This window comes from Pseudomonas sp. FP597 (assembly GCF_030687435.1).
Lineage (GTDB): Bacteria > Pseudomonadota > Gammaproteobacteria > Pseudomonadales > Pseudomonadaceae > Aquipseudomonas > Aquipseudomonas lactucae.
The window spans coordinates 6,285,559-6,302,747 of the sequence record NZ_CP117432.1 but is presented as its reverse complement, the minus strand read 5'-3'; the positions used below and the strand labels follow the sequence as shown (position 1 = coordinate 6,302,747).

At 61.2% G+C, this 17,189-nt stretch carries 18 protein-coding genes; 9 read left to right on the top strand and 9 right to left on the bottom strand.

The features are described 5' to 3' along the window. Nucleotides 1-105 precede the first annotated feature (105 nt). A complete protein-coding gene (locus tag PSH66_RS29025; protein WP_003176886.1) occupies nt 106-1,026 on the top strand; it encodes a LysR substrate-binding domain-containing protein in 921 nt (306 codons plus the stop codon). Between the two features lie 179 nt (nt 1,027-1,205). Beyond that, entirely contained in the window at nt 1,206-3,182 is a 1,977-nt protein-coding gene (locus PSH66_RS29020) for a methyl-accepting chemotaxis protein (RefSeq protein WP_003176885.1), read from the top strand. Between the two features lie 73 nt (nt 3,183-3,255). Here the strand turns inward: PSH66_RS29020 and PSH66_RS29015 are convergent, their stop codons facing one another. After that, nucleotides 3,256-4,752: a YifB family Mg chelatase-like AAA ATPase gene (locus tag PSH66_RS29015; RefSeq protein WP_305428092.1), complete on the bottom strand. Its 1,497-nt coding sequence runs from the start codon at nt 4,750-4,752 to the stop codon at nt 3,256-3,258. 121 nt (nt 4,753-4,873) lie between these two features. Continuing rightward, nucleotides 4,874-5,134, bottom strand: a complete 261-nt coding sequence (locus tag PSH66_RS29010) for an accessory factor UbiK family protein (RefSeq protein ID WP_141062866.1) — start codon at nt 5,132-5,134, stop codon at nt 4,874-4,876. Between the two features lie 421 nt (nt 5,135-5,555). On the opposite strand from PSH66_RS29010, the gene glnK reads away from it, so the two are divergent. The 4 genes from glnK to sutA all read left to right on the top strand — a co-directional run bounded on the left by glnK (nt 5,556) and on the right by sutA (nt 8,335). Further along, nucleotides 5,556-5,894 carry a P-II family nitrogen regulator gene (gene glnK / locus PSH66_RS29005; RefSeq protein WP_002555808.1) on the top strand — a complete coding sequence of 113 codons (339 nt, stop codon included), beginning with the start codon at nt 5,556-5,558 and terminating at the stop codon, nt 5,892-5,894. A 34-nt stretch (nt 5,895-5,928) separates the two neighbouring features. After that, nucleotides 5,929-7,266 (top strand): ammonium transporter, encoded by a 1,338-nt coding sequence (locus tag PSH66_RS29000; RefSeq protein WP_003176880.1) that lies wholly within the window; start codon nt 5,929-5,931, stop codon nt 7,264-7,266. A gap of 211 nt (nt 7,267-7,477) precedes the next feature. Then, entirely contained in the window at nt 7,478-7,903 is a 426-nt protein-coding gene (locus PSH66_RS28995; RefSeq protein ID WP_003176879.1) for a secondary thiamine-phosphate synthase enzyme YjbQ, read from the top strand. Between the two features lie 102 nt (nt 7,904-8,005). Then, nucleotides 8,006-8,335: a transcriptional regulator SutA gene (gene sutA, locus PSH66_RS28990; RefSeq protein WP_305428091.1), complete on the top strand. Its 330-nt coding sequence runs from the start codon at nt 8,006-8,008 to the stop codon at nt 8,333-8,335. Between the two features lie 89 nt (nt 8,336-8,424). On the opposite strand, the gene PSH66_RS28985 is transcribed toward sutA, so the two are convergent. The 6 genes from PSH66_RS28985 to PSH66_RS28960 are packed head-to-tail and all read right to left on the bottom strand — an operon-like array spanning nt 8,425 to nt 13,010. Continuing rightward, a complete protein-coding gene (locus tag PSH66_RS28985; RefSeq protein WP_003176876.1) occupies nt 8,425-9,120 on the bottom strand; it encodes an HAD family hydrolase in 696 nt (231 codons plus the stop codon). Then, nucleotides 9,117-10,016, bottom strand: a complete 900-nt coding sequence (xerC, locus tag PSH66_RS28980) for a tyrosine recombinase XerC (protein WP_305428090.1) — start codon at nt 10,014-10,016, stop codon at nt 9,117-9,119. Before xerC ends, PSH66_RS28985 begins: the two co-directional genes overlap by 4 nt. Before the next feature lie 2 nt (nt 10,017-10,018). Then, nucleotides 10,019-10,735, bottom strand: a complete 717-nt coding sequence (locus PSH66_RS28975; protein ID WP_003176874.1) for a DUF484 family protein — start codon at nt 10,733-10,735, stop codon at nt 10,019-10,021. Nucleotides 10,736-10,748: 13 nt separating this feature from the next. Then, nucleotides 10,749-11,579 (bottom strand): diaminopimelate epimerase, encoded by an 831-nt coding sequence (gene dapF, locus PSH66_RS28970; protein ID WP_003176872.1) that lies wholly within the window; start codon nt 11,577-11,579, stop codon nt 10,749-10,751. Nucleotides 11,580-11,582: 3 nt separating this feature from the next. Further along, the gene (gene lysA, locus PSH66_RS28965) at nt 11,583-12,830 is read right to left on the bottom strand and encodes a diaminopimelate decarboxylase (RefSeq protein ID WP_003176871.1); all 1,248 of its coding nucleotides are present in this window, start codon (nt 12,828-12,830) and stop codon (nt 11,583-11,585) included. A 9-nt stretch (nt 12,831-12,839) separates the two neighbouring features. Beyond that, nucleotides 12,840-13,010 (bottom strand): lipoprotein, encoded by a 171-nt coding sequence (locus tag PSH66_RS28960; RefSeq protein WP_003176870.1) that lies wholly within the window; start codon nt 13,008-13,010, stop codon nt 12,840-12,842. A 238-nt stretch (nt 13,011-13,248) separates the two neighbouring features. Between PSH66_RS28960 and cyaY the strand changes: the two genes are divergently transcribed. The 3 genes from cyaY (at nt 13,249) to rnk (ending at nt 14,344) form a co-directional block, all read left to right on the top strand. Continuing rightward, on the top strand, nt 13,249-13,581 hold the full coding sequence (gene cyaY / locus PSH66_RS28955; RefSeq protein ID WP_141062868.1) for an iron donor protein CyaY: 333 nt from the start codon (nt 13,249-13,251) through the stop codon (nt 13,579-13,581). A gap of 2 nt (nt 13,582-13,583) precedes the next feature. Then, nucleotides 13,584-13,802, top strand: coding sequence for a DUF1289 domain-containing protein (locus PSH66_RS28950; protein WP_003176868.1), 219 nt, complete (start codon nt 13,584-13,586; stop codon nt 13,800-13,802). Nucleotides 13,803-13,933: 131 nt separating this feature from the next. Beyond that, entirely contained in the window at nt 13,934-14,344 is a 411-nt protein-coding gene (gene rnk, locus PSH66_RS28945) for a nucleoside diphosphate kinase regulator (RefSeq protein ID WP_305428089.1), read from the top strand. Here the strand turns inward: rnk and PSH66_RS28940 are convergent. Beyond that, entirely contained in the window at nt 14,341-17,181 is a 2,841-nt protein-coding gene (locus PSH66_RS28940) for a class I adenylate cyclase (RefSeq protein ID WP_305428088.1), read from the bottom strand. The two genes, rnk and PSH66_RS28940, sit on opposite strands and share 4 nt — an antisense overlap. Nucleotides 17,182-17,189 lie beyond the last annotated feature (8 nt).

Sequence of the window (17,189 nt, the reverse complement as noted above, 5' to 3'; positions counted from 1 at the left end):
CCCAGCCCATTGCACAAAGGGATAAAAGCGATCGTTCACATGATTAAAACTCATGCCTGATTGATTCTGGTAGGGTTTCAACATCCTGCTGTTGGAGCTTTCCTTATGTCTCGTCGTCTTCCTCCTCTTTATGCTTTGCGTGCATTTGAAGCGGCCTCCCGGCACAACTCCTTCACCCGTGCCGCCGAAGAGTTGTCGATTACGCAAAGTGCGGTGAGCCGGCATATCCGTACGCTCGAAGAGTTTTTCGCCTGCCGCCTGTTCCAGCGCAGCGGTCGTACGTTGCAGCTCACAGAAGCGGCGCGCTTGCTGTTGCCCGGTGTGCGCGAGGGCTTTGCCGCGCTGGAACGGGCCTGCCATACCCTGAACGCTGAAGATGACATCCTGCGCATGAAGGCGCCGTCCACCCTGACCATGCGCTGGCTGTTGGCCCGACTCAGCCGCTTCCGGCATTTGCAACCAGGCAACGAAGTGCAATTGACGAGCGCGTGGATGAGCATCGATGAAGTGGACTTCAATCAGGAACCTTTCGATTGCGCGGTGTTGTTGAGTAATGGTCATTTCCCGGCAGATTGGGAGGCCTGTTACCTGTACCCGGAAATGTTGATCCCGGTAGGTGCCCCCAATCTATTGAGCGACGGACCTTGGGATGTCGCACGGCTGGCAACGGCCGAGTTGTTGCATCCCACGCCTGACCGGCGTGACTGGCGCTACTGGCTGGAGCGGATGGGGCTGTCGTCTCAGGTGTCGCTCAAGGGCGGCCAGGTCTTCGATACGCTGGAGTTGGGCATGATCGCTGCGGCGCGCGGTTATGGCGTGTCCATGGGCGATCTGCTGATGGTCGCCGAAGACGTTGCCCAGGACCGGCTGAGCCTGCCATGGCCAACCGCCGTGGCCAGTGGAGAGAGTTACTATCTGGTATGGCCGAAAACCCGTCCCGGTGGGGAACGTCTGCGACGCTTGGCGGAATTTCTGCAAAGTGAGGTGCAGGCCATGGTTTTACCGGCAGTGGAGCGTCTCGATTGAGCCGGTTTTGCATGATCGCGCAACCGTTTGCGTGATGCCCCTGCGATTCACTCAAGTATTGCAAATCGCTGCCGAAGTAGGTGTATCGGAACCATCGTGCATCCACGTTTTCCCCACCAGATAATTTGCCGAGCAGCGCTATGAGATCAGGACGATCCTGGCCTCGGCCAGGAGCTGTCATGTCTCAACCTCGCGCCCGGATCGCCTCCCAGTTAGGTCTCGCATTAGCCGTGATTCTGGCTGTCGCCATTGGCGGCAGTACGGTTTTCGCCCTGCGTTCCCTCGACGCCGCCAACCTCGATACCCGTGAGGAACATCTGGCCAGCGAGGCACGCCTGCTCGCCGATCAGCTCAACACCTTTCATAGCACGTTGCGCGAGAGCACCCAACGCCTGACGGGGCTGTTTGAAAAGCGTTTCAGCGCCGGGTTGAGCGTGCAGACCGATAAGTCGATCACGGTGGCGGGTGTTCAGACCCCGAGCCTGTTGTTGGGTAGCGAAGTGCTCAACAACAACTTCACGGAGGTCGACGAGTTCAAGCAGATGTCGGGCGGCGTGGCGACGGTCTTTGTGCGCAGCGGCGATGACTTTATCCGTGTGAGCACGTCCCTGACCAAGCAGGACGGTAGCCGCGCCATCGGCACCGTGCTGGACCGCCAGGGGCCGGCTTACCAGCGTGTGCTCGGCGGCCAGGCGTATATCGGACGCGCGGTGTTGTTCGACCGCTCGTATATGACCCAATACAGCCCCGTTCGCGATGCCGGCGGTAAAGTGATTGCCGTGCTGTTTATCGGTTTTGACTACACCGATGCCCAGGCCGCTCAGTTCGAAAACCTCAAGCGCTTCCGCATTGGCCAGACCGGTTCCCTGGCGCTGCTCGACGAGCAAAAGCGCTGGCTGGTGCCACCGGCGGGTGTGCAGGCACTGGATCAGGCGGTGCCGGTGATGCTGGACCTGGCCAAGACCCCAGGTAAAGGCCGCTTCTGGAGCGACAGGAACGAAGACTTCTACAGCGTTTCGGTACCTTTTGACGGTGGCCCCTGGGCCGTGGTTGCGAGCATGCCGAAAGCCGAAATCCGCGCGGTTACCTGGGCGGTCGGCATTCGCCTGGTGATCGGCAGTGTGCTGGCGATGCTGCTGGCGGTAGGCGCTACGGTCTGGCTGCTGCGCAGCAAGTTGCAGCCGCTGAGTGACCTGGTACGCCAGGCTGAAGCCTTGGGCGCTGGCGACCTGAGCGCACGTCTCAATGTGTCCAGCCATGACGAAATTGGCCAGCTGGCGCGCAGCTTCAACCAGATGGGTGAGGCGCTGTCGACCATGGTGTCGCATATTCGCAAGGCTGCTGAAGAGGTCAATAGTCGTGCCCAGGCTTTGTCAGGTTTGTCCGGTGGGGCCTATGAAGGCATGGAGCAGCAGTCCGGCGAGATCACCAGCATGGCTGGCGCAGTGGAAGAGTTCAGCGCCACTTCGCTGAATATTGCCGACAACATGGGCGCCACCGAGCGCCTGGCCCAGGAAAACGCTCAACAAACCCGAATCGGGCGCAACTCGATGCAAGAGGCGTCGTCGTCCCTGGAACACATCGCCACCGCCCTGAACAGTACCGCCACCGTGATCAACACCTTGGGTCAACGCTCCCAGGAAATCGGCGGTATCGTCGGGGTGATCACCTCCATTGCCGAACAAACCAACCTGCTGGCGCTCAACGCCGCCATCGAAGCCGCCCGCGCCGGTGAGCAGGGCCGTGGGTTTGCCGTGGTGGCCGACGAAGTGCGTAACCTGGCATCGCGTACCCGCGAAGCCACTGATGAAATCTCCGGCATGATCCAGAGCATCCAGAAGGAAACCGGTAACGCCATCAGCACCATGGAGCACGGCAACGCGCTGATGCAGGAAGGCCTGTCGCGCAATGCCGACGTGGCCTCGGCCCTGGCCCGCATCGACGAGCAAAGCCGCTCGGCCGGTCAGCAGTTCGCGGCGATTACCACGGCGACGCAGGAGCAGAGCAGCACCGCGACCTTGCTCAGCAGCAACTTGCAGAGCATCGCGCTGGCCAACAGCGAGCAGCGTGAAGTGGTATCGAATTTGGCGATTACCGCCAAGGAGCTGGAGACGCTGGCGTCGGGCTTGCGCCATGAAGTAGATCGGTTCCGCTGAGTTCAGGTGCAAGGCTATCGGGAGCAAATTGAATCGTCGCACCGCCCCTTCCGCATCTGGATCTGCGTCAGACTCAAGTGACTGCGGCTGGCCGATATTGCAGGGCCTCTTTCAAGTGGTCACGGGTGATCGCGTCCGCCTGATCCAGATCTGCCAGGGTGCGTGCCACCTTCAGCAATCGGTGCGCCGCGCGCAGTGACAACGTCAGTCGCTCGCAGGCGCTCTCCAGCCAGCCTTCGTCGACTTTCAGCAGTTGGCAGTGCTCACGCAGCCCCGGCAGATCAAGGAACGCATTGGCGCAGCCCTGGCGCTGTTGCTGGCGGTCGCGAGCCCTGGCCACCTGGGCGGAGGCCGTTGCCGTTGTGTCACCGGTTTTCTGGGTTGGGTTCAGCGCGGTCGTTTCTCGCGCAACGGTGAGGTGCAGGTCGATCCGGTCCAGCAACGGCCCGGAGAGCTTGTTCCGATACCGCTGGATCTGCTCCGGCGTGCAGCGACAGCGCCCACTGGGCTCGCCCATATAACCGCAAGGGCAGGGATTCATGGCTGCCACCAGTTGGAAACGCGCCGGGAAACTCACTCGGTCCCTAGCACGGGAAATCACGATGTGTCCTGACTCCAATGGCTCGCGCAATACCTCCAGCACTTTGCGATCGAACTCCGGTAGCTCATCCAGGAACAACACCCCGTGGTGAGCCAGGGTAATTTCCCCTGGCTGCGGTTTCGAGCCGCTGCCCACCAATGCGGGGCCTGATGCTGAATGGTGGGGTTGACGAAACGGCCGGTGCGGCCAATGGCAAAGTGGCGCCAGGCTGACCACAGACTGGATCGCCGCCACCTCCAGGGCCTCCTGTTCGCTCAGCGGCGGTAGCAAACCCGGCAGGCGGCTGGCGAGCAAGGTCTTGCCGGTACCCGGCGGCCCGCTGAACAGCAGGTTGTGCGCACCCGCCGCGGCGATCAGCAATGCACGCTTGGCGGCGAGCTGGCCCTGCACTTCGCTCAGGTCCGGGTAGGGCTTGTTCAGATACAGCAAGCCATCGGATTTGTAGGGCTCTATCGGCACGTGCCCATTCAGGTGCGCCACCACCTGCAACAGGTGATCCACTGCAATGACCTTCAATCCGCAAGCCAGGCAGGCCTCCTCGGCATTTGCCCGTGGCACTATCACGGTGCGTCCGGCCTTGCGCGCCGCCAACGCGGCCGGCAACACGCCTTTCACCGCGCGTACCTCACCGGACAACGCCAATTCCCCTAGGCATTCCACCTCGTCGAGCATCAACGCCGGGACCTGCACACTGGCCGCCAGGATCCCCAGGGCTATCGCCAAATCAAAACGCCCACCGTCCTTGGGCAGGTCGGCGGGCGCGAGGTTGAGGGTGATGCGGCGCGCGGGATATTGCAGCGCGGAGTTGAGGATGGCGCTGCGCACGCGGTCTTTGCTCTCCTTGACGGCGGTTTCGGGCAGGCCCACCAATGTCAGGGACGGCAACCCATTGGCCATGTGTACTTCAACGGTGACGGCGGGGGCTTCGACGCCGACCTGGGCGCGGCTGTGAACAATGGCGAGGGACATGCTCGTTCCTTGAAATGGGCGGCCGCTTCCTGCGGGTTTTTCAAGGGTAGACGAGGTGGGGGAGAGCGAGGCGAAGAGGTTTTACAGAACGTATCCACCGCCCCTCCCACACTGATTGCGTTTATTCAGCGGGTGGCGTCAACCGCGCTTCCAACTCCGCGACTTTCGCTTCCAGGCTCTCCAGCCGCGCACGGGTGCGGGCCAGCACCACCATCTGGCTGTCGAATTCTTCCCGGCTAACCAGGTCGAGCTTGCTGAAACCACTTTGCAGCAATGCCTTGAATTGGCTTTCGATTTCGTTGCGGGGCAGCGAGGTGTCGCCACTGAACAGGCGAGAGGCGTGGCCGCTCAGGGCGTCGAGGAGGTCTTTGGGCGCGAGCATGGGAAATATTCCGGAAAACTGTTGGCCGGCAGTGTATCACGCAGCGTCTATAGTCTTTTTACGGCCTGCGACGCACGCTTTTCGCGCATAAGGCCGGGCGCTGGCGCACTGTTTTCGTGCGCATTGCAGCCGCCAAACAGCCCCGCAGGTGGGGTTAAGCAGGCAACGGACTGATTTCAGTGAGTTTTACGGAGCTGGCAAGGTTTCTGCTTAGACGATCATGACCCATGCACTGATGCAGTCGCTGTGACGAATGCAGTGCGCCGACGGATCAGGGGTACAGGTTTCGTCACCAGTGGTTCGCTGGCGTCGCAACGGCGATTGCTCTTGCGACGATGCGTTACAAAGCCAGGCACTGCGCTTAGACTTGAGACGGGTTTGTTTTCCTGGGGCAAGTCCACCAATTCGGGAGAGAGTTTTCATGAAGCTAGTCACTGCCATCATCAAGCCGTTCAAGTTGGACGATGTACGCGAGTCGTTGTCCGAGATCGGCGTGCAGGGCATTACCGTTACTGAGGTCAAGGGCTTCGGTCGGCAGAAGGGTCACACCGAGCTGTATCGCGGCGCGGAATACGTCGTCGATTTCCTGCCGAAGGTGAAGATTGATGTCGCGATTGACGACAAGGATCTTGACCGGGTTATCGAGGCGATAACCAAGGCCGCCAACACCGGCAAGATCGGTGACGGCAAGATCTTCGTGGTCAATCTGGAACAGGCGATTCGCATCCGTACCGGCGAAACCGATACCGACGCAATCTAAGCCGCCAAACCCCAACGCCCCAGGAGAAAACAATATGACTCTGCGTAAATTCGCAGGGCTCGGAGCCCTGTTGTCCATCGTAATGCCAAGCCTGGCCATGGCGGCAGACGAAGTGGCTGCTCCAGTCCTCAACTCTGGCGACACTGCGTGGATGCTCACGTCCACTGCGCTGGTGCTGTTCATGACCATTCCCGGCCTGGCGCTGTTCTACGGCGGCATGGTGCGTTCCAAAAACATTCTTTCGGTGATGATGCAATGCTTCGCCATCACCGGGTTGATCACCATCCTGTGGTTCGTCTACGGCTACAGCATGGCGTTCGACACCACCGGGATGGAAGCAGGCGTCGTCAACTTCAACTCGTTCGTGGGCGGCCTGTCCAAATTGTTCCTGTCGGGCGTGACCCCGGCCAGTATCACTGGCCCTGCGGCGCTGTTCCCCGAGGCGGTCTTCGTCACCTTTCAGATGACGTTTGCGATCATTACCCCGGCGCTGATCGTCGGTGCCTTCGCCGAACGCATGAAGTTCTCTGCAATGCTGATCTTCATGGGGGTCTGGTTCACCCTGGTCTACGCACCGATTGCCCACATGGTCTGGGGCGGTCCGGGTTCGTTGCTGGGTGACTGGGGCGTGTTGGACTTCGCTGGCGGCACCGTCGTGCACATCAACGCCGGTGTGGCTGGCCTGGTGGCATGCCTGGTGCTCGGCAAGCGTAAAGGCTTTCCGACCACACCCATGGCGCCTCACAACCTGGGTTACACCCTGGTAGGCGCGGCGATGCTGTGGGTCGGCTGGTTCGGCTTCAACGCCGGTTCCGCTGCTGCGGCCAACGGTACGGCCGGTATGGCGATGCTGGTAACCCAGATCGCCACCGCAGCCGCTGCGCTGGGTTGGATGTTCGCCGAGTGGGTCACCCACGGTAAGCCAAGCGCACTGGGCATCGCCTCGGGTGTAGTGGCGGGCCTTGTGGCGATTACGCCGGCAGCCGGTACTGTGGGCCCGATGGGCGCGCTGATCATTGGCCTGGCGGCGGGTGTGGTGTGCTTCTTCTGCGCAACGACCCTCAAACGCAAACTGGGCTATGACGATTCCTTGGACGCCTTCGGTGTTCACGGTATCGGCGGTATCCTGGGCGCCATCCTCACCGGCGTGTTCGCGGCTCCGGCCCTGGGTGGCTTCGGCACCGTGACGGACGTGGCAGCTCAAGTCTGGATCCAGTGCAAAGGCGTCGGCTTCACTGTGATCTACACGGCGATCGTGACCTTCATCATCCTCAAGGTGCTGGACGCGGTCATGGGCCTGCGTGTCACCGAAGAGGAAGAGGCGGTCGGCCTCGACCTGGCACAACACAACGAGCGTGGCTACAACTTGTAAATAAGCGCAAAAAAGATGCCCGGCTTGCCGGGCATTTTTTTGCCTGGCGTTTGTCAGTCTTAACAAGCTGTGTCGGTTTTTACGCAAAGTTTGTGTTGGGACGCGTGCGGCACTTTCAAGCGTGCGAATGTCTTACAGGCATGTAGGCGTATTCGACACTTTGTTTTTTCCCAGAGCGCGCTAGAATGCGCGCCGATGGGCGGAGAACTGTATGTGGCAACAGACCCTGATCACCCTGCGGGCCAAGCCTCGGGGCTTTCACCTGGTAACCGATGAGTTGCTTGCCGGCTTGCCTGAATTGAAGGCGTGTCGTGTGGGCCTGTTGCACCTGTGGTTGCAGCACACTTCGGCCTCGTTGAGCGTCAACGAGAATGCCGACCCGGCGGTTCGCCGTGACTTCGAGCGGTTTTTCAACTCGCTGGTGCCGCAAGGCCGGGCAGGGTTCGAACACAACGACGAAGGTCCGGATGATCTGCCGGCGCATTTCAAGGCCAGTCTCCTGGGGTGCCAGCTGAGTTTGCCGGTGCAGGCCGGCCGCTTGGCGATGGGGACCTGGCAAGGTGTTTATCTGGGCGAACACCGTGATCATGGCGGTGCGCGTAAAGTCCTCGCCACCTTGCACGGTGATGAGGCATAGGCCGCTGGATATCCGGTGGACATTGATTTTTTTCCGGCGAACTCGACAGAGGATAAAGCTGGGCTATAACTAATCTGCTTTTCGCAAGTCATGAGGTAGAACATGAGCGACGATGATCTGGAAAACGACGACCTCGAAGTAGGTGACGACGACACCGAAGAAGGTCTTGAAGTGGCGGCGGAAGACGTTGCGGAAGACGTTGATGAAAGTGTCGGCGATGACGCCGCGCCCAAGGCCAAAGGCAAGGCCAAGGCCGCTGTTTCGGTAGACGAATTGCCGAGCGTTGAAGCCAAGAACAAAGAGCGCGATGCCCTTGCCCGCGCGATGGAAGAGTTTCTTGCCAAAGGCGGCAAAGTGGTCGAGGTCGAGCCCAATGTGGTGGCGGACCCGCCCAAGAAACCGGATAACAAATACGGTAGCCGACCTATCTGAGGTCAGTCACCTGCTTATAAGAAAAGCCCGCCGTCGCTGCGGGCTTTTTCATGGGCGCAATAAGCTATTTTCGCCGCGAGATTGCCATGTCAGTTCCAACCACGAAGTAACGGGGGTAACTCCGTCAGGCTACGAATCTGCGCATCCGGGCGCTTATCCGCATCCCAGGCCTTACCGGTCGGGTTGAACCACACCGCGCGAAGCCCGGCCTGCTGTGCGCCGGCGATGTCATCCCCAGGGTGGTCGCCCACGTGCACCGCAGCGCTTGCGTCCACGCCACCCCGCTGCAACGCTTCTTGAAACAAGCGTGCATCCGGCTTGGCGATGCCGATGTCTTCTGCACGCAAGGCAAAGTGAAAGTAGTCCGCCAGGCCGACACGCTGCACGTCCGCATTGCCGTTGGTGATCACCCCCAGCAGGAAGTGCTGGCGCAGCGCTCGCAACATCGGCTCGGCTTCGGGGAATACGGTGAGCTGGTGACGTGCATGAATGAACGCCTCAAAACACACATCCGCCATCTCGGTGGCTTCAGGCTGCGGATAACCCGCCTCTTCAAAGGCGTGTATCAGTACTCGGTGACGCAGCAGGCTGATGCGGTGTTTCAGCTCGGGGTGACGTTGCAACACCTGCTGGCGCAGGCTGGCGAAATGCTCCAGGGGCAAGTCGCCCACTTTGGCGGCATGGGTCGCCAGCCATTCGCGCATCGACGCTTCAGCGCTGATGATGACCGGCACGTTGTCCCAGAGTGTGTCGTCCAGGTCGAAGGTGATCAGCTTGATACTCATGAGTCGCTGTCCTTGATGCGTTTGGCCCGTGGATGGGCACTGTCGTAAACCGTTGCCAGGTGTTGGAAGTCCAGATGGGTGTAGATCTGCGTGGTCTTGATATCGGCGTGGCCGAGCAGCTCCTGCACGGCGCGCAGGTCCTGGGAGGATTCCAGCAGATGGCTGGCGAAGGAGTGGCGCAGCATATGCGGGTGCAGGTTCTGCCCCAGTTCGCGCTCGCCGGCGGCCTTGACCCGTACCTGAATCGCCCGAGGTCCCAGGCGCCGGCCTTGCTGGCTGATAAATACCGCATCGTCCTGCGGGTTGGCCAGTGCGCGCAGCGGCAACCATAATTGCAGTGCTTCGCGGGCCTTTCTGCCGACGGGCAGCACGCGGGTCTTGCTGCCTTTGCCGAGCACTTGCACCAGGCCGTCCGCCAGGTCCAGTTGATCCAGGTTCAGGCCGGTCAGTTCCGACAGGCGCAGACCCGAGGAATAGAACAGTTCCAGGATCGCCTGGTCGCGATGGGCGAGGAAGTCGTCTTCCACTGCGCCATCGAGCAATTGCAGGGCGCGGTCGGTGTCCAGGGTCTTGGGCAGGCGTCGCTCGCCCTTGGGCGGCGACAGGCCATTGGCCGGGTCGTGGTCGCACAGACCTTCGCGATTGAGATAGTGATAGAGCCCGCGCACCGCCGACAGCAGCCGCGACAGGCTGCGCGAGGATTGACCCTGCTGGTGCAGGCGTGCGATCAGGCTGCGCAGGGCCTGGATATCCAGGGATTTCCAGCTGCTGACCTGCTGTTTTTCGCAATAGGCCAGCACTTTGTTCAAGTCCCGCCGGTAAGCCTCCAGCGTATGGGGCGACACCTGGCGCTCGTTGCGCAGGTGAGCGCAGTAAGCGTCCAGTTGCCGTTCCATGGCTAGCGCACCGCGCGCAGGGCGGTGGTGAAGCGCGGCAACACGCGGCCCAGCACTTCGGCGATATAGGTCAGGAACAGGGTGCCCACCGAGCTCTTGTAGTGTTGCGGGTCACGGCTGGCAATGGCCAGTACGCCGTGCAGGCCCTGATGGCTGAGAGCGACCACGGCGGTGGAGCCGATCTGTTTGCGCTGTTCGGCGCCAAACAGGAAGTCCAGTTCATGCTCACGCAAGGTGCCGCTGATGGTCTTGCCCTCGGACAACAGGCCGCCAATGGCGGTCTGCGCGTCGCCGCCGCTGACCCAGCGACCCACCGGCATCGGGTTGTCGCTGAACAGGATCAGGCTGACAAACGGCACCTGGAAGTCCTGGCGCAGACTGTCTTCCACGGCGATGACCGTTTCTTCCAGGCTGGTGGCGTCCATCAGGGTCAGAATCAGGCGACGGGTTTTTTCAAACAGACGGTCGTTGTCACGGGCAACGTCCATCAGGTGCGAGAGCTTGTGGCGCATTTCAATATTGCGCTCGCGCAGGATCTTCATCTGCCGCTCCACCAGCGACACGGTGTCGCCGCGCTGATGGGGGATACGCAGCGCCGGCAGCAGTTCTTCGTGCTCCACAAAGAAGTCCGGATTGGCCTCAAGGTACGCCGCGACTGCAGCGGCCTCCAGACTTTCACTTGGGGATGCTTGGGCGGGTACTTGAGGCTTATCGGTCATTGGCTTGGCTCACTCATAGACGGACCTGTCCTTCGTATACACGCGAGGCCGGCCCGGTCATCAGCACCGGGTGGCCAGGGCCTGCCCATTCGATGGACAACCGTCCGCCGGGCAGGTCGATCAGCAGTGGCGAATCCATCCACCCCTGGCTGATCGCGGCCACGGCAGCGGCGCAAGCACCGGTGCCGCAGGCCTGGGTTTCGCCGGCGCCGCGTTCCCATACACGCAATTGCGCGCGGGAACGGTCGATTACCTGCATGAAACCCACATTGACCCGCGCCGGAAAGCGCGGGTGGTGTTCTATCTTCGGCCCCAATTCATGCACGGGCGCGTTGTTGATGTCGTTGACCCGCAGTACCGCGTGGGGGTTGCCCATGGACACGGCGGCGATGTCGACCGACTGACCTTCCACGTCCAGCGCGTAACTGGCGGCCTGTTCGCTGGCCTGGAACGGAATATCCGCCGGCACCAGGCGCGGCGCGCCCATGTTGACGCTGATCTGGCCGTCGTTGCGGATGTCCAGTTCGATCACGCCGCTCTTGGTTTCGACGCGAATCTGCCGCTTGGCGGTCAGGCGCTTGTCCAGCACAAAGCGCGCAAAGCAGCGCGCACCGTTGCCGCACTGCTCCACTTCGGAACCGTCGGAGTTGAAGATCCGGTAACGGAAATCCACCTCCGGGTTGGTCGGCGCTTCGACCAGCAGCAATTGGTCAAAACCAACGCCAGTGTGGCGGTCGCCCCACTGTTTGGCGTGTTTGGGCGTGATGTGCGCGTGCTGGCTGACCAGGTCGAGAACCATGAAATCATTGCCCAGCCCGTGCATCTTGGTAAAACGCAGCAGCATGGCTTACTCCGGCAGCAGGCTTTCGCCAGCATACAACTCGGCTACCGTCTCGCGGCGACGCACTTCAAATGCTTGATCACCGTCCACCAGCACCTCGGCGGCACGTCCGCGGGTGTTGTAGTTGGAGCTCATGACAAACCCGTAGGCGCCGGCCGAATGCACGGCCAGCAGGTCGCCTTCTTCCAGGGCCAACTGACGGTCCTTGGCCAGGAAGTCGCCGGTTTCGCAGATCGGGCCGACGATGTCGTAGGCGCGGGCAACGCTTGCGCGAGGCGTCACGGCGGTGACATTCATCCAGGCCTGGTACAGCGCCGGGCGGATCAGGTCGTTCATCGCCGCGTCGACGATGGCGAAATCCTTGTACTCGGTATGCTTGAGGTACTCGACCTGAGTCAGCAGCACACCGGCGTTGGCGACGATATAGCGGCCCGGCTCGAACATTAGCGTCAGGTCACGGCCTTCGATGCGCTCGCGCACGGCCTGGATATAGTCGGCAATCAGCGGCGGTTCTTCGTCGCGATACTGCACGCCCACGCCACCACCGAGGTCGATGTGTTGCAGGTAAATACCACAGTCGCCGAGGCGGTCGGTCAACGCCAGCAGGCGGTCGAGAGCATCAATGAAGGGCGGCAGGGTGGTCAGTTGCGAGCCGATATGGCAGTCGACACCCAGGACTTCCAGGTTTGGCAGCTGCGCGGCGCGGATGTACACGTCCTCGGCGTCGGCAATGGCGATGCCGAACTTGTTCTCTTTGAGACCGGTGGAAATGTACGGGTGGGTGCCCGCATCGACGTCCGGGTTGACGCGCAGGGAGATCGGCGCGCGAACGCCCATCTCGGCGGCCACCACTTGCAGCCGTTCCAGTTCGTCGGTGGACTCGATGTTGAAGCAGTGCACGCCGACTTCGAGGGCGCGACGCATGTCGTCGCGGGTCTTGCCGACGCCGGAGAATACGATCTTGTCAGCCTGGCCGCCGGCGGCCAGCACACGTTCCAGCTCGCCACGGGACACGATGTCGAAACCGGCGCCGAGGCGCGCCAGGACATTGAGGACGCCCAGGTTGGAGTTGGCCTTGACCGCGTAGCACACCAGGTGCGGTATGCCATTCAGCGCGTCGGTGAACGAGCGATACTGCGCTTCGATGTGCGCACGGGAGTACACATAGGTCGGGGTGCCAAAGCGCTGGGCAATCGCGGACAGCGCCACGCCTTCCGCGAACAGCTCGCCGTCCCGGTAGTTAAAAGCGTCCATGGAGTTCCCTTATTCGAAGGTGTCGTGCTTATGCGCTTTGGTTGGCTTTTGCGACGATTGCGCCTGGTCATTCGGGTCTTTGCTGTCGTCGGGTAGATACAGCGGACCTTTTTGACCACAGGCACTAACGAGGCAAGCGACCGCGACGAGCGCAGCAAGGGAAGAGATCAGGCGCTTCATGGCGAAATCCTTGAATATGCATTAATTGCGCCCGAGTATACCGACCACCCGCCAGCTTGCCTATGCGCTGAAATACCCGTCCGGCGGGGGTTTGCCGAGATGGTCGGGAATCGGACTACGGTGGTTGGGGGGATTTCGTACCGCCAATCGCGATGGAATCGGTATCCTTTGCAATCGGCGAAGCTCGCCCGTATCGTGCGGCGCTTGAGCAAAACCAGACACTTTTGAGGTTGCCACAATGAGTTTGACCGAAGCGCGTTTTCACGACCTGGTGGATGCGACACAGCAGTCGCTGGAAGATATTTTCGACGAGAGCGACTTGGATATCGATCTGGAAAGCTCCGCCGGTGTGCTGACCGTCAAGTTCGAAAATGGTACCCAACTGATCTTCAGTCGTCAGGAACCACTGCGTCAGCTGTGGCTGGCAGCGCGTTCCGGCGGTATTCACTTCGACTACGACGAAGAAAGCGGTAAATGGCAGTGCGATAAAAGCGAAGAGCTGTTGGGTGAGATGCTCACACGCCTGGTCCTGCAACAAGCCGGCGTTGAGCTGGACTTCGACGAGATCTGAACGTGACCCAGCCTGCACCCGTACGCCCGCCCAAGCCGCTGTTCAGCAACGTCAGCCCGGCGGTGCCGTCACCTTGTATCAGTTTGTGTCGGCTGGATGAGCAAAAAGTCTGCCTCGGCTGCTTCCGGCATGTCGAAGACATCCGTGAATGGCGCTCCGCCGACGATGCCCGGCGCCGAGTGATCTGCGCCCAGGCCGAGCAGCGCAGGGCACACGCCTGAGGCCGTCTTGTTTATTTGTGACGCTGTGGTAGTGTCCGGGTACGCCTCAACTCATCGAGGCCCGTGAGAACCCCGCCTTTTCCTGGCGGGGTTTTGCTTTTTTGTGCAGAAAAAAGGAGTCTGCCTGAATCATGACCGCACCTTCCATCATCCTCACCCGTCTTGATGTGCAGCGTCTTGAGCAACTGATCGACCGTATGGGCGAGACGCAGCCGGGCGTTACTGCGCTGCAAGCTGAACTCGATCGCGCAGATGCCGTGGTTGGCCACGATGAAGTGCCTGCAACGGTCGTGACCATGAATTCCAGTGTGCATTGCCGTGAGCAAGGCAGTGGCAAGGATTACCACCTCACCCTGGTCTACCCGAAAGACGCCAACGCCGACGAAGGCAAGATCTCGATCCTGGCGCCAGTGGGCAGCGCGTTGCTCGGCCTGCAAGTGGGCCAGCACATCGACTGGCCGGCACCCGGTGGCAAGACCCTCAAGCTTGAGCTGCTCAGCGTTGAAGGCCAGCCTAAAGACGGCGGCGCCTTCGTGCTCTAAATCTGGCTCAACGCCTCATTGAGCGACAGCTCCAGTTCGGCCTTGTAACGCAGGTACAGATTGCTTGGGCTTTGCACATCACCGAGCAGGCCCGACAGGTCGAGGTCGGTGATGTAGCCGCGGTAGCGCTCGGTTTCCCGACGCTGCCCGATGATCTCCCGGGCGACCACGGCAAAGAGCTGGTCGCCAAATTCCAGTTCGGAAAATTCCCGTTGATTGCAGTACAGCGTAATGCCCACCTGGCCGGGCGCCGCCTTGCTGATAATCGCCTGCACGTCGTAAAACGGTCTGTTCGTGGGATTTTGCGGTGCCGGTCGAGTTTCGATGCTGCGTGCGCGATTGCTGCCGGACGGCAACAGTTGGTAATACTGGATCTGTACCGCACCCAGGGGCTCTTGCGGGTCCAGCGGCGACAGTGCGTCACGGCGATAAATGATCGATTGCAGGAAGCGCTGCAACGGCGCCAACAGGCTCTGCTCATCATGAAACGGCAGGCGCTGCTGCCAGAGCGCGTTGAACTCATCGAGCACATACAGCTCGGCGAAACCTTCGTTGACCCGGTAGAACACCTGCACACAATCAGGCATGCCCATGGGCAGCAACAGTGCCAGGTCGTGGTCTTCCAGGGCCATGGTGTCCAAGTGCAGCGGGCTGTAGCTGGCCAACTCTTCGCTGAGGTAGGCGATCAATGCGTCCTGGGTCGCCAGTGACACATGGGTGGCCTGGCCCGGTATCAATTCCATCACGTGATAATGCTGCTGCACTTGCAGCAGATAGCGGTGGTTGGACTGACCCAGCAGCAGGTGCTGCGCGGTGTCGAAGATTTCTTCCACGCGTTGGGCAATAAACTGCGCACGGTTGTGACAGAAGCAGCGCACCCGCAACCGCGGCAGGTGGTCAGACGGCAATTGATTGAGGTAATCGCGCAGGCAGTCGAGCAAGGCGTGCGGGCCGTCGTAACGGCTGACCATCACTTCGTTCCAGCTATTGAGTGTGACCTGGTCCAGGGTCAGTACCAGGTTTTCGCGCACGCCGGCGTAACTCAGAGAGTCGGTGCGCTCGGTGGTCATCAGGATGTTCAGGTCACGGTGGTGCTTGAGCGGGTCGACGCCGACGTTGATCAGCAACAGCACTTCCTCGGGCACCGCCGAGCGCAGCAGGCTGACTTCATCGACGCTGGCCAGGGGCAGGGCGATGGTCTGTTGCAGGCTTCCCAGCAGGTTAAACAGCTCGAATTCGGTCATGTCGCTGGTGCCGGGATGCAGCGCCAGGCGTGTGCTGCTGTCGATCACGCCGTTGCGATGGCACCAGGTCAGCATTTCCAGCAGGTCGCGGCTGCGCTTGATCGGCGCGAAGTGCTCCCACTCCAAGGCGGTGAGGTTGCCGTTGTACAGGCCCCAGTGGTGCTGGCCGGGCTCCTTGCGGTTGGGCGACTGCACCAGGGTCAGGGTGTCTTCGGCCAGGTCCGGAGCGATGCCCGGGTTGAGGAACTCGACTTTGCCGGCCTTGCGTTCAAATGCTGCGTACAGGCGTCGGCCCAGTACGTTGAGGTCGCGCTTGTTGATCAGGCTCACACTCTGTTCGGCGCGGGCGAACTGGGTCAGGAAGCGATAGCTGTAGTTCAGCTCGGTGACCAGGGCGCGGCGTTCGGAGGCGACCTGGCGCACTTTCCATTGACTGCGGCTGTCCAGCAGGGCCAGTTGACGCGGGTCCCAGCCCCATTCCTGGGCCAGTCGTTCCAATAGCAAACGCTGCCAGCTGCTGGTGCGCTGGCCGGCGCTGAGTTTGCGGTTGACCTTCAGGTACAGCGCCCTGCGCACCAGTTCCAGGCGTTCCGGCTCGTTGCGCGCCTTGAGGTATTCCTCGATGCGGCGGTACACCACGATGTACGGGTCCAGCTCATCCAGGTCCATCTGGTTGGCGAACACCGCCCGTTTGAAGCGCAGACTCAGGCAGTGCACGTTCGGGTGTTCGCTGGCGTAGACCTCGGTCAACAGCAGTTTGAGCACCGACTTGTAGGGCGATTCGATGCCCTTGAACAATTGCCACAGCCCGGCGCCAATGAATTCGCCTGCCGGGATATGCGCCAAGTGGCCGAGATCGAGGGTTTCATCGGCGCGGATAAACCGCTTGGAAAGCAGCGTATGGATGAATTCGGCGTACCGGCGTTCTTCGTACACGGGCACCAACCACCAGATCGGCGTGCGTCCGGCCAGCCAGATGGCGGTGCGGTAGAACTCATCCAGCAACAGGTAATGCTGGGTGGTGCCGCAGTCGTCGGAGCTCAGTTGGGTGTCGCGCTCGCCCAGTACAAAGCGCGTCGGCTCGATCAGAAAGAAGTGAGCCTCGGCGCCCATGCTCAGGGCCCAGGCTTCGAGCAATTGGCATTTTTTGCGCAGTTCGGCCAGTTCGTTTTCGCCCAGGTCGGGAGCGTGACACACCCACACGTCCATATCGCTCTGGTCGGCCTGGGCCAGCGTACCGAGGCTGCCCATCAGGAACAGGCCATGGATCGGCCTGGGCTGGTTGCTCGGGCGCGGCTTGTAAGAGAACGAACGGGTCAGGCGCTGGGCTTCGGTGAGGGCCTGGGTGTCGGGTTCGAAGTTGGACAGGCCGGCCGGCGTGCTGCCTGACACATAACCCGGCAACAGCGGGTGATTGACGTGGAAGAACAGCGGCAGCAGCGTCAGCACACTTTGTTGACGCGGCGTCAGCCCCTCGATGGCCCTCGCCATGCGGCCTTCATTGAGGGCCATGAAACGCGCACGCAATTGGGCCAGCACCTTGCGGTCGATGCCTTCGTCCAGGTCGGGGCGGATTTCATGGGTGCGGGTCATGTCGAACT

What these genes read in the sequence shown, in the direction of transcription:
- PSH66_RS29025 (WP_003176886.1), top strand. Translation starts at nt 106, where the DNA reads ATGTCTCGTCGTCTTCCTCCTCTTTATGCTTTGCGTGCATTTGAAGCG.
- PSH66_RS29020 (WP_003176885.1), top strand. Translation starts at nt 1,206, where the DNA reads ATGTCTCAACCTCGCGCCCGGATCGCCTCCCAGTTAGGTCTCGCATTA.
- PSH66_RS29015 (WP_305428092.1), bottom strand. Translation starts at nt 4,752, where the DNA reads ATGTCCCTCGCCATTGTTCACAGCCGCGCCCAGGTCGGCGTCGAAGCC.
- PSH66_RS29010 (WP_141062866.1), bottom strand. Translation starts at nt 5,134, where the DNA reads ATGCTCGCGCCCAAAGACCTCCTCGACGCCCTGAGCGGCCACGCCTCT.
- glnK (WP_002555808.1), top strand. Translation starts at nt 5,556, where the DNA reads ATGAAGCTAGTCACTGCCATCATCAAGCCGTTCAAGTTGGACGATGTA.
- PSH66_RS29000 (WP_003176880.1), top strand. Translation starts at nt 5,929, where the DNA reads ATGACTCTGCGTAAATTCGCAGGGCTCGGAGCCCTGTTGTCCATCGTA.
- PSH66_RS28995 (WP_003176879.1), top strand. Translation starts at nt 7,478, where the DNA reads ATGTGGCAACAGACCCTGATCACCCTGCGGGCCAAGCCTCGGGGCTTT.
- sutA (WP_305428091.1), top strand. Translation starts at nt 8,006, where the DNA reads ATGAGCGACGATGATCTGGAAAACGACGACCTCGAAGTAGGTGACGAC.
- PSH66_RS28985 (WP_003176876.1), bottom strand. Translation starts at nt 9,120, where the DNA reads ATGAGTATCAAGCTGATCACCTTCGACCTGGACGACACACTCTGGGAC.
- xerC (WP_305428090.1), bottom strand. Translation starts at nt 10,016, where the DNA reads ATGGAACGGCAACTGGACGCTTACTGCGCTCACCTGCGCAACGAGCGC.
- PSH66_RS28975 (WP_003176874.1), bottom strand. Translation starts at nt 10,735, where the DNA reads ATGACCGATAAGCCTCAAGTACCCGCCCAAGCATCCCCAAGTGAAAGT.
- dapF (WP_003176872.1), bottom strand. Translation starts at nt 11,579, where the DNA reads ATGCTGCTGCGTTTTACCAAGATGCACGGGCTGGGCAATGATTTCATG.
- lysA (WP_003176871.1), bottom strand. Translation starts at nt 12,830, where the DNA reads ATGGACGCTTTTAACTACCGGGACGGCGAGCTGTTCGCGGAAGGCGTG.
- PSH66_RS28960 (WP_003176870.1), bottom strand. Translation starts at nt 13,010, where the DNA reads ATGAAGCGCCTGATCTCTTCCCTTGCTGCGCTCGTCGCGGTCGCTTGC.
- cyaY (WP_141062868.1), top strand. Translation starts at nt 13,249, where the DNA reads ATGAGTTTGACCGAAGCGCGTTTTCACGACCTGGTGGATGCGACACAG.
- rnk (WP_305428089.1), top strand. Translation starts at nt 13,934, where the DNA reads ATGACCGCACCTTCCATCATCCTCACCCGTCTTGATGTGCAGCGTCTT.
- PSH66_RS28940 (WP_305428088.1), bottom strand. Translation starts at nt 17,181, where the DNA reads ATGACCCGCACCCATGAAATCCGCCCCGACCTGGACGAAGGCATCGAC.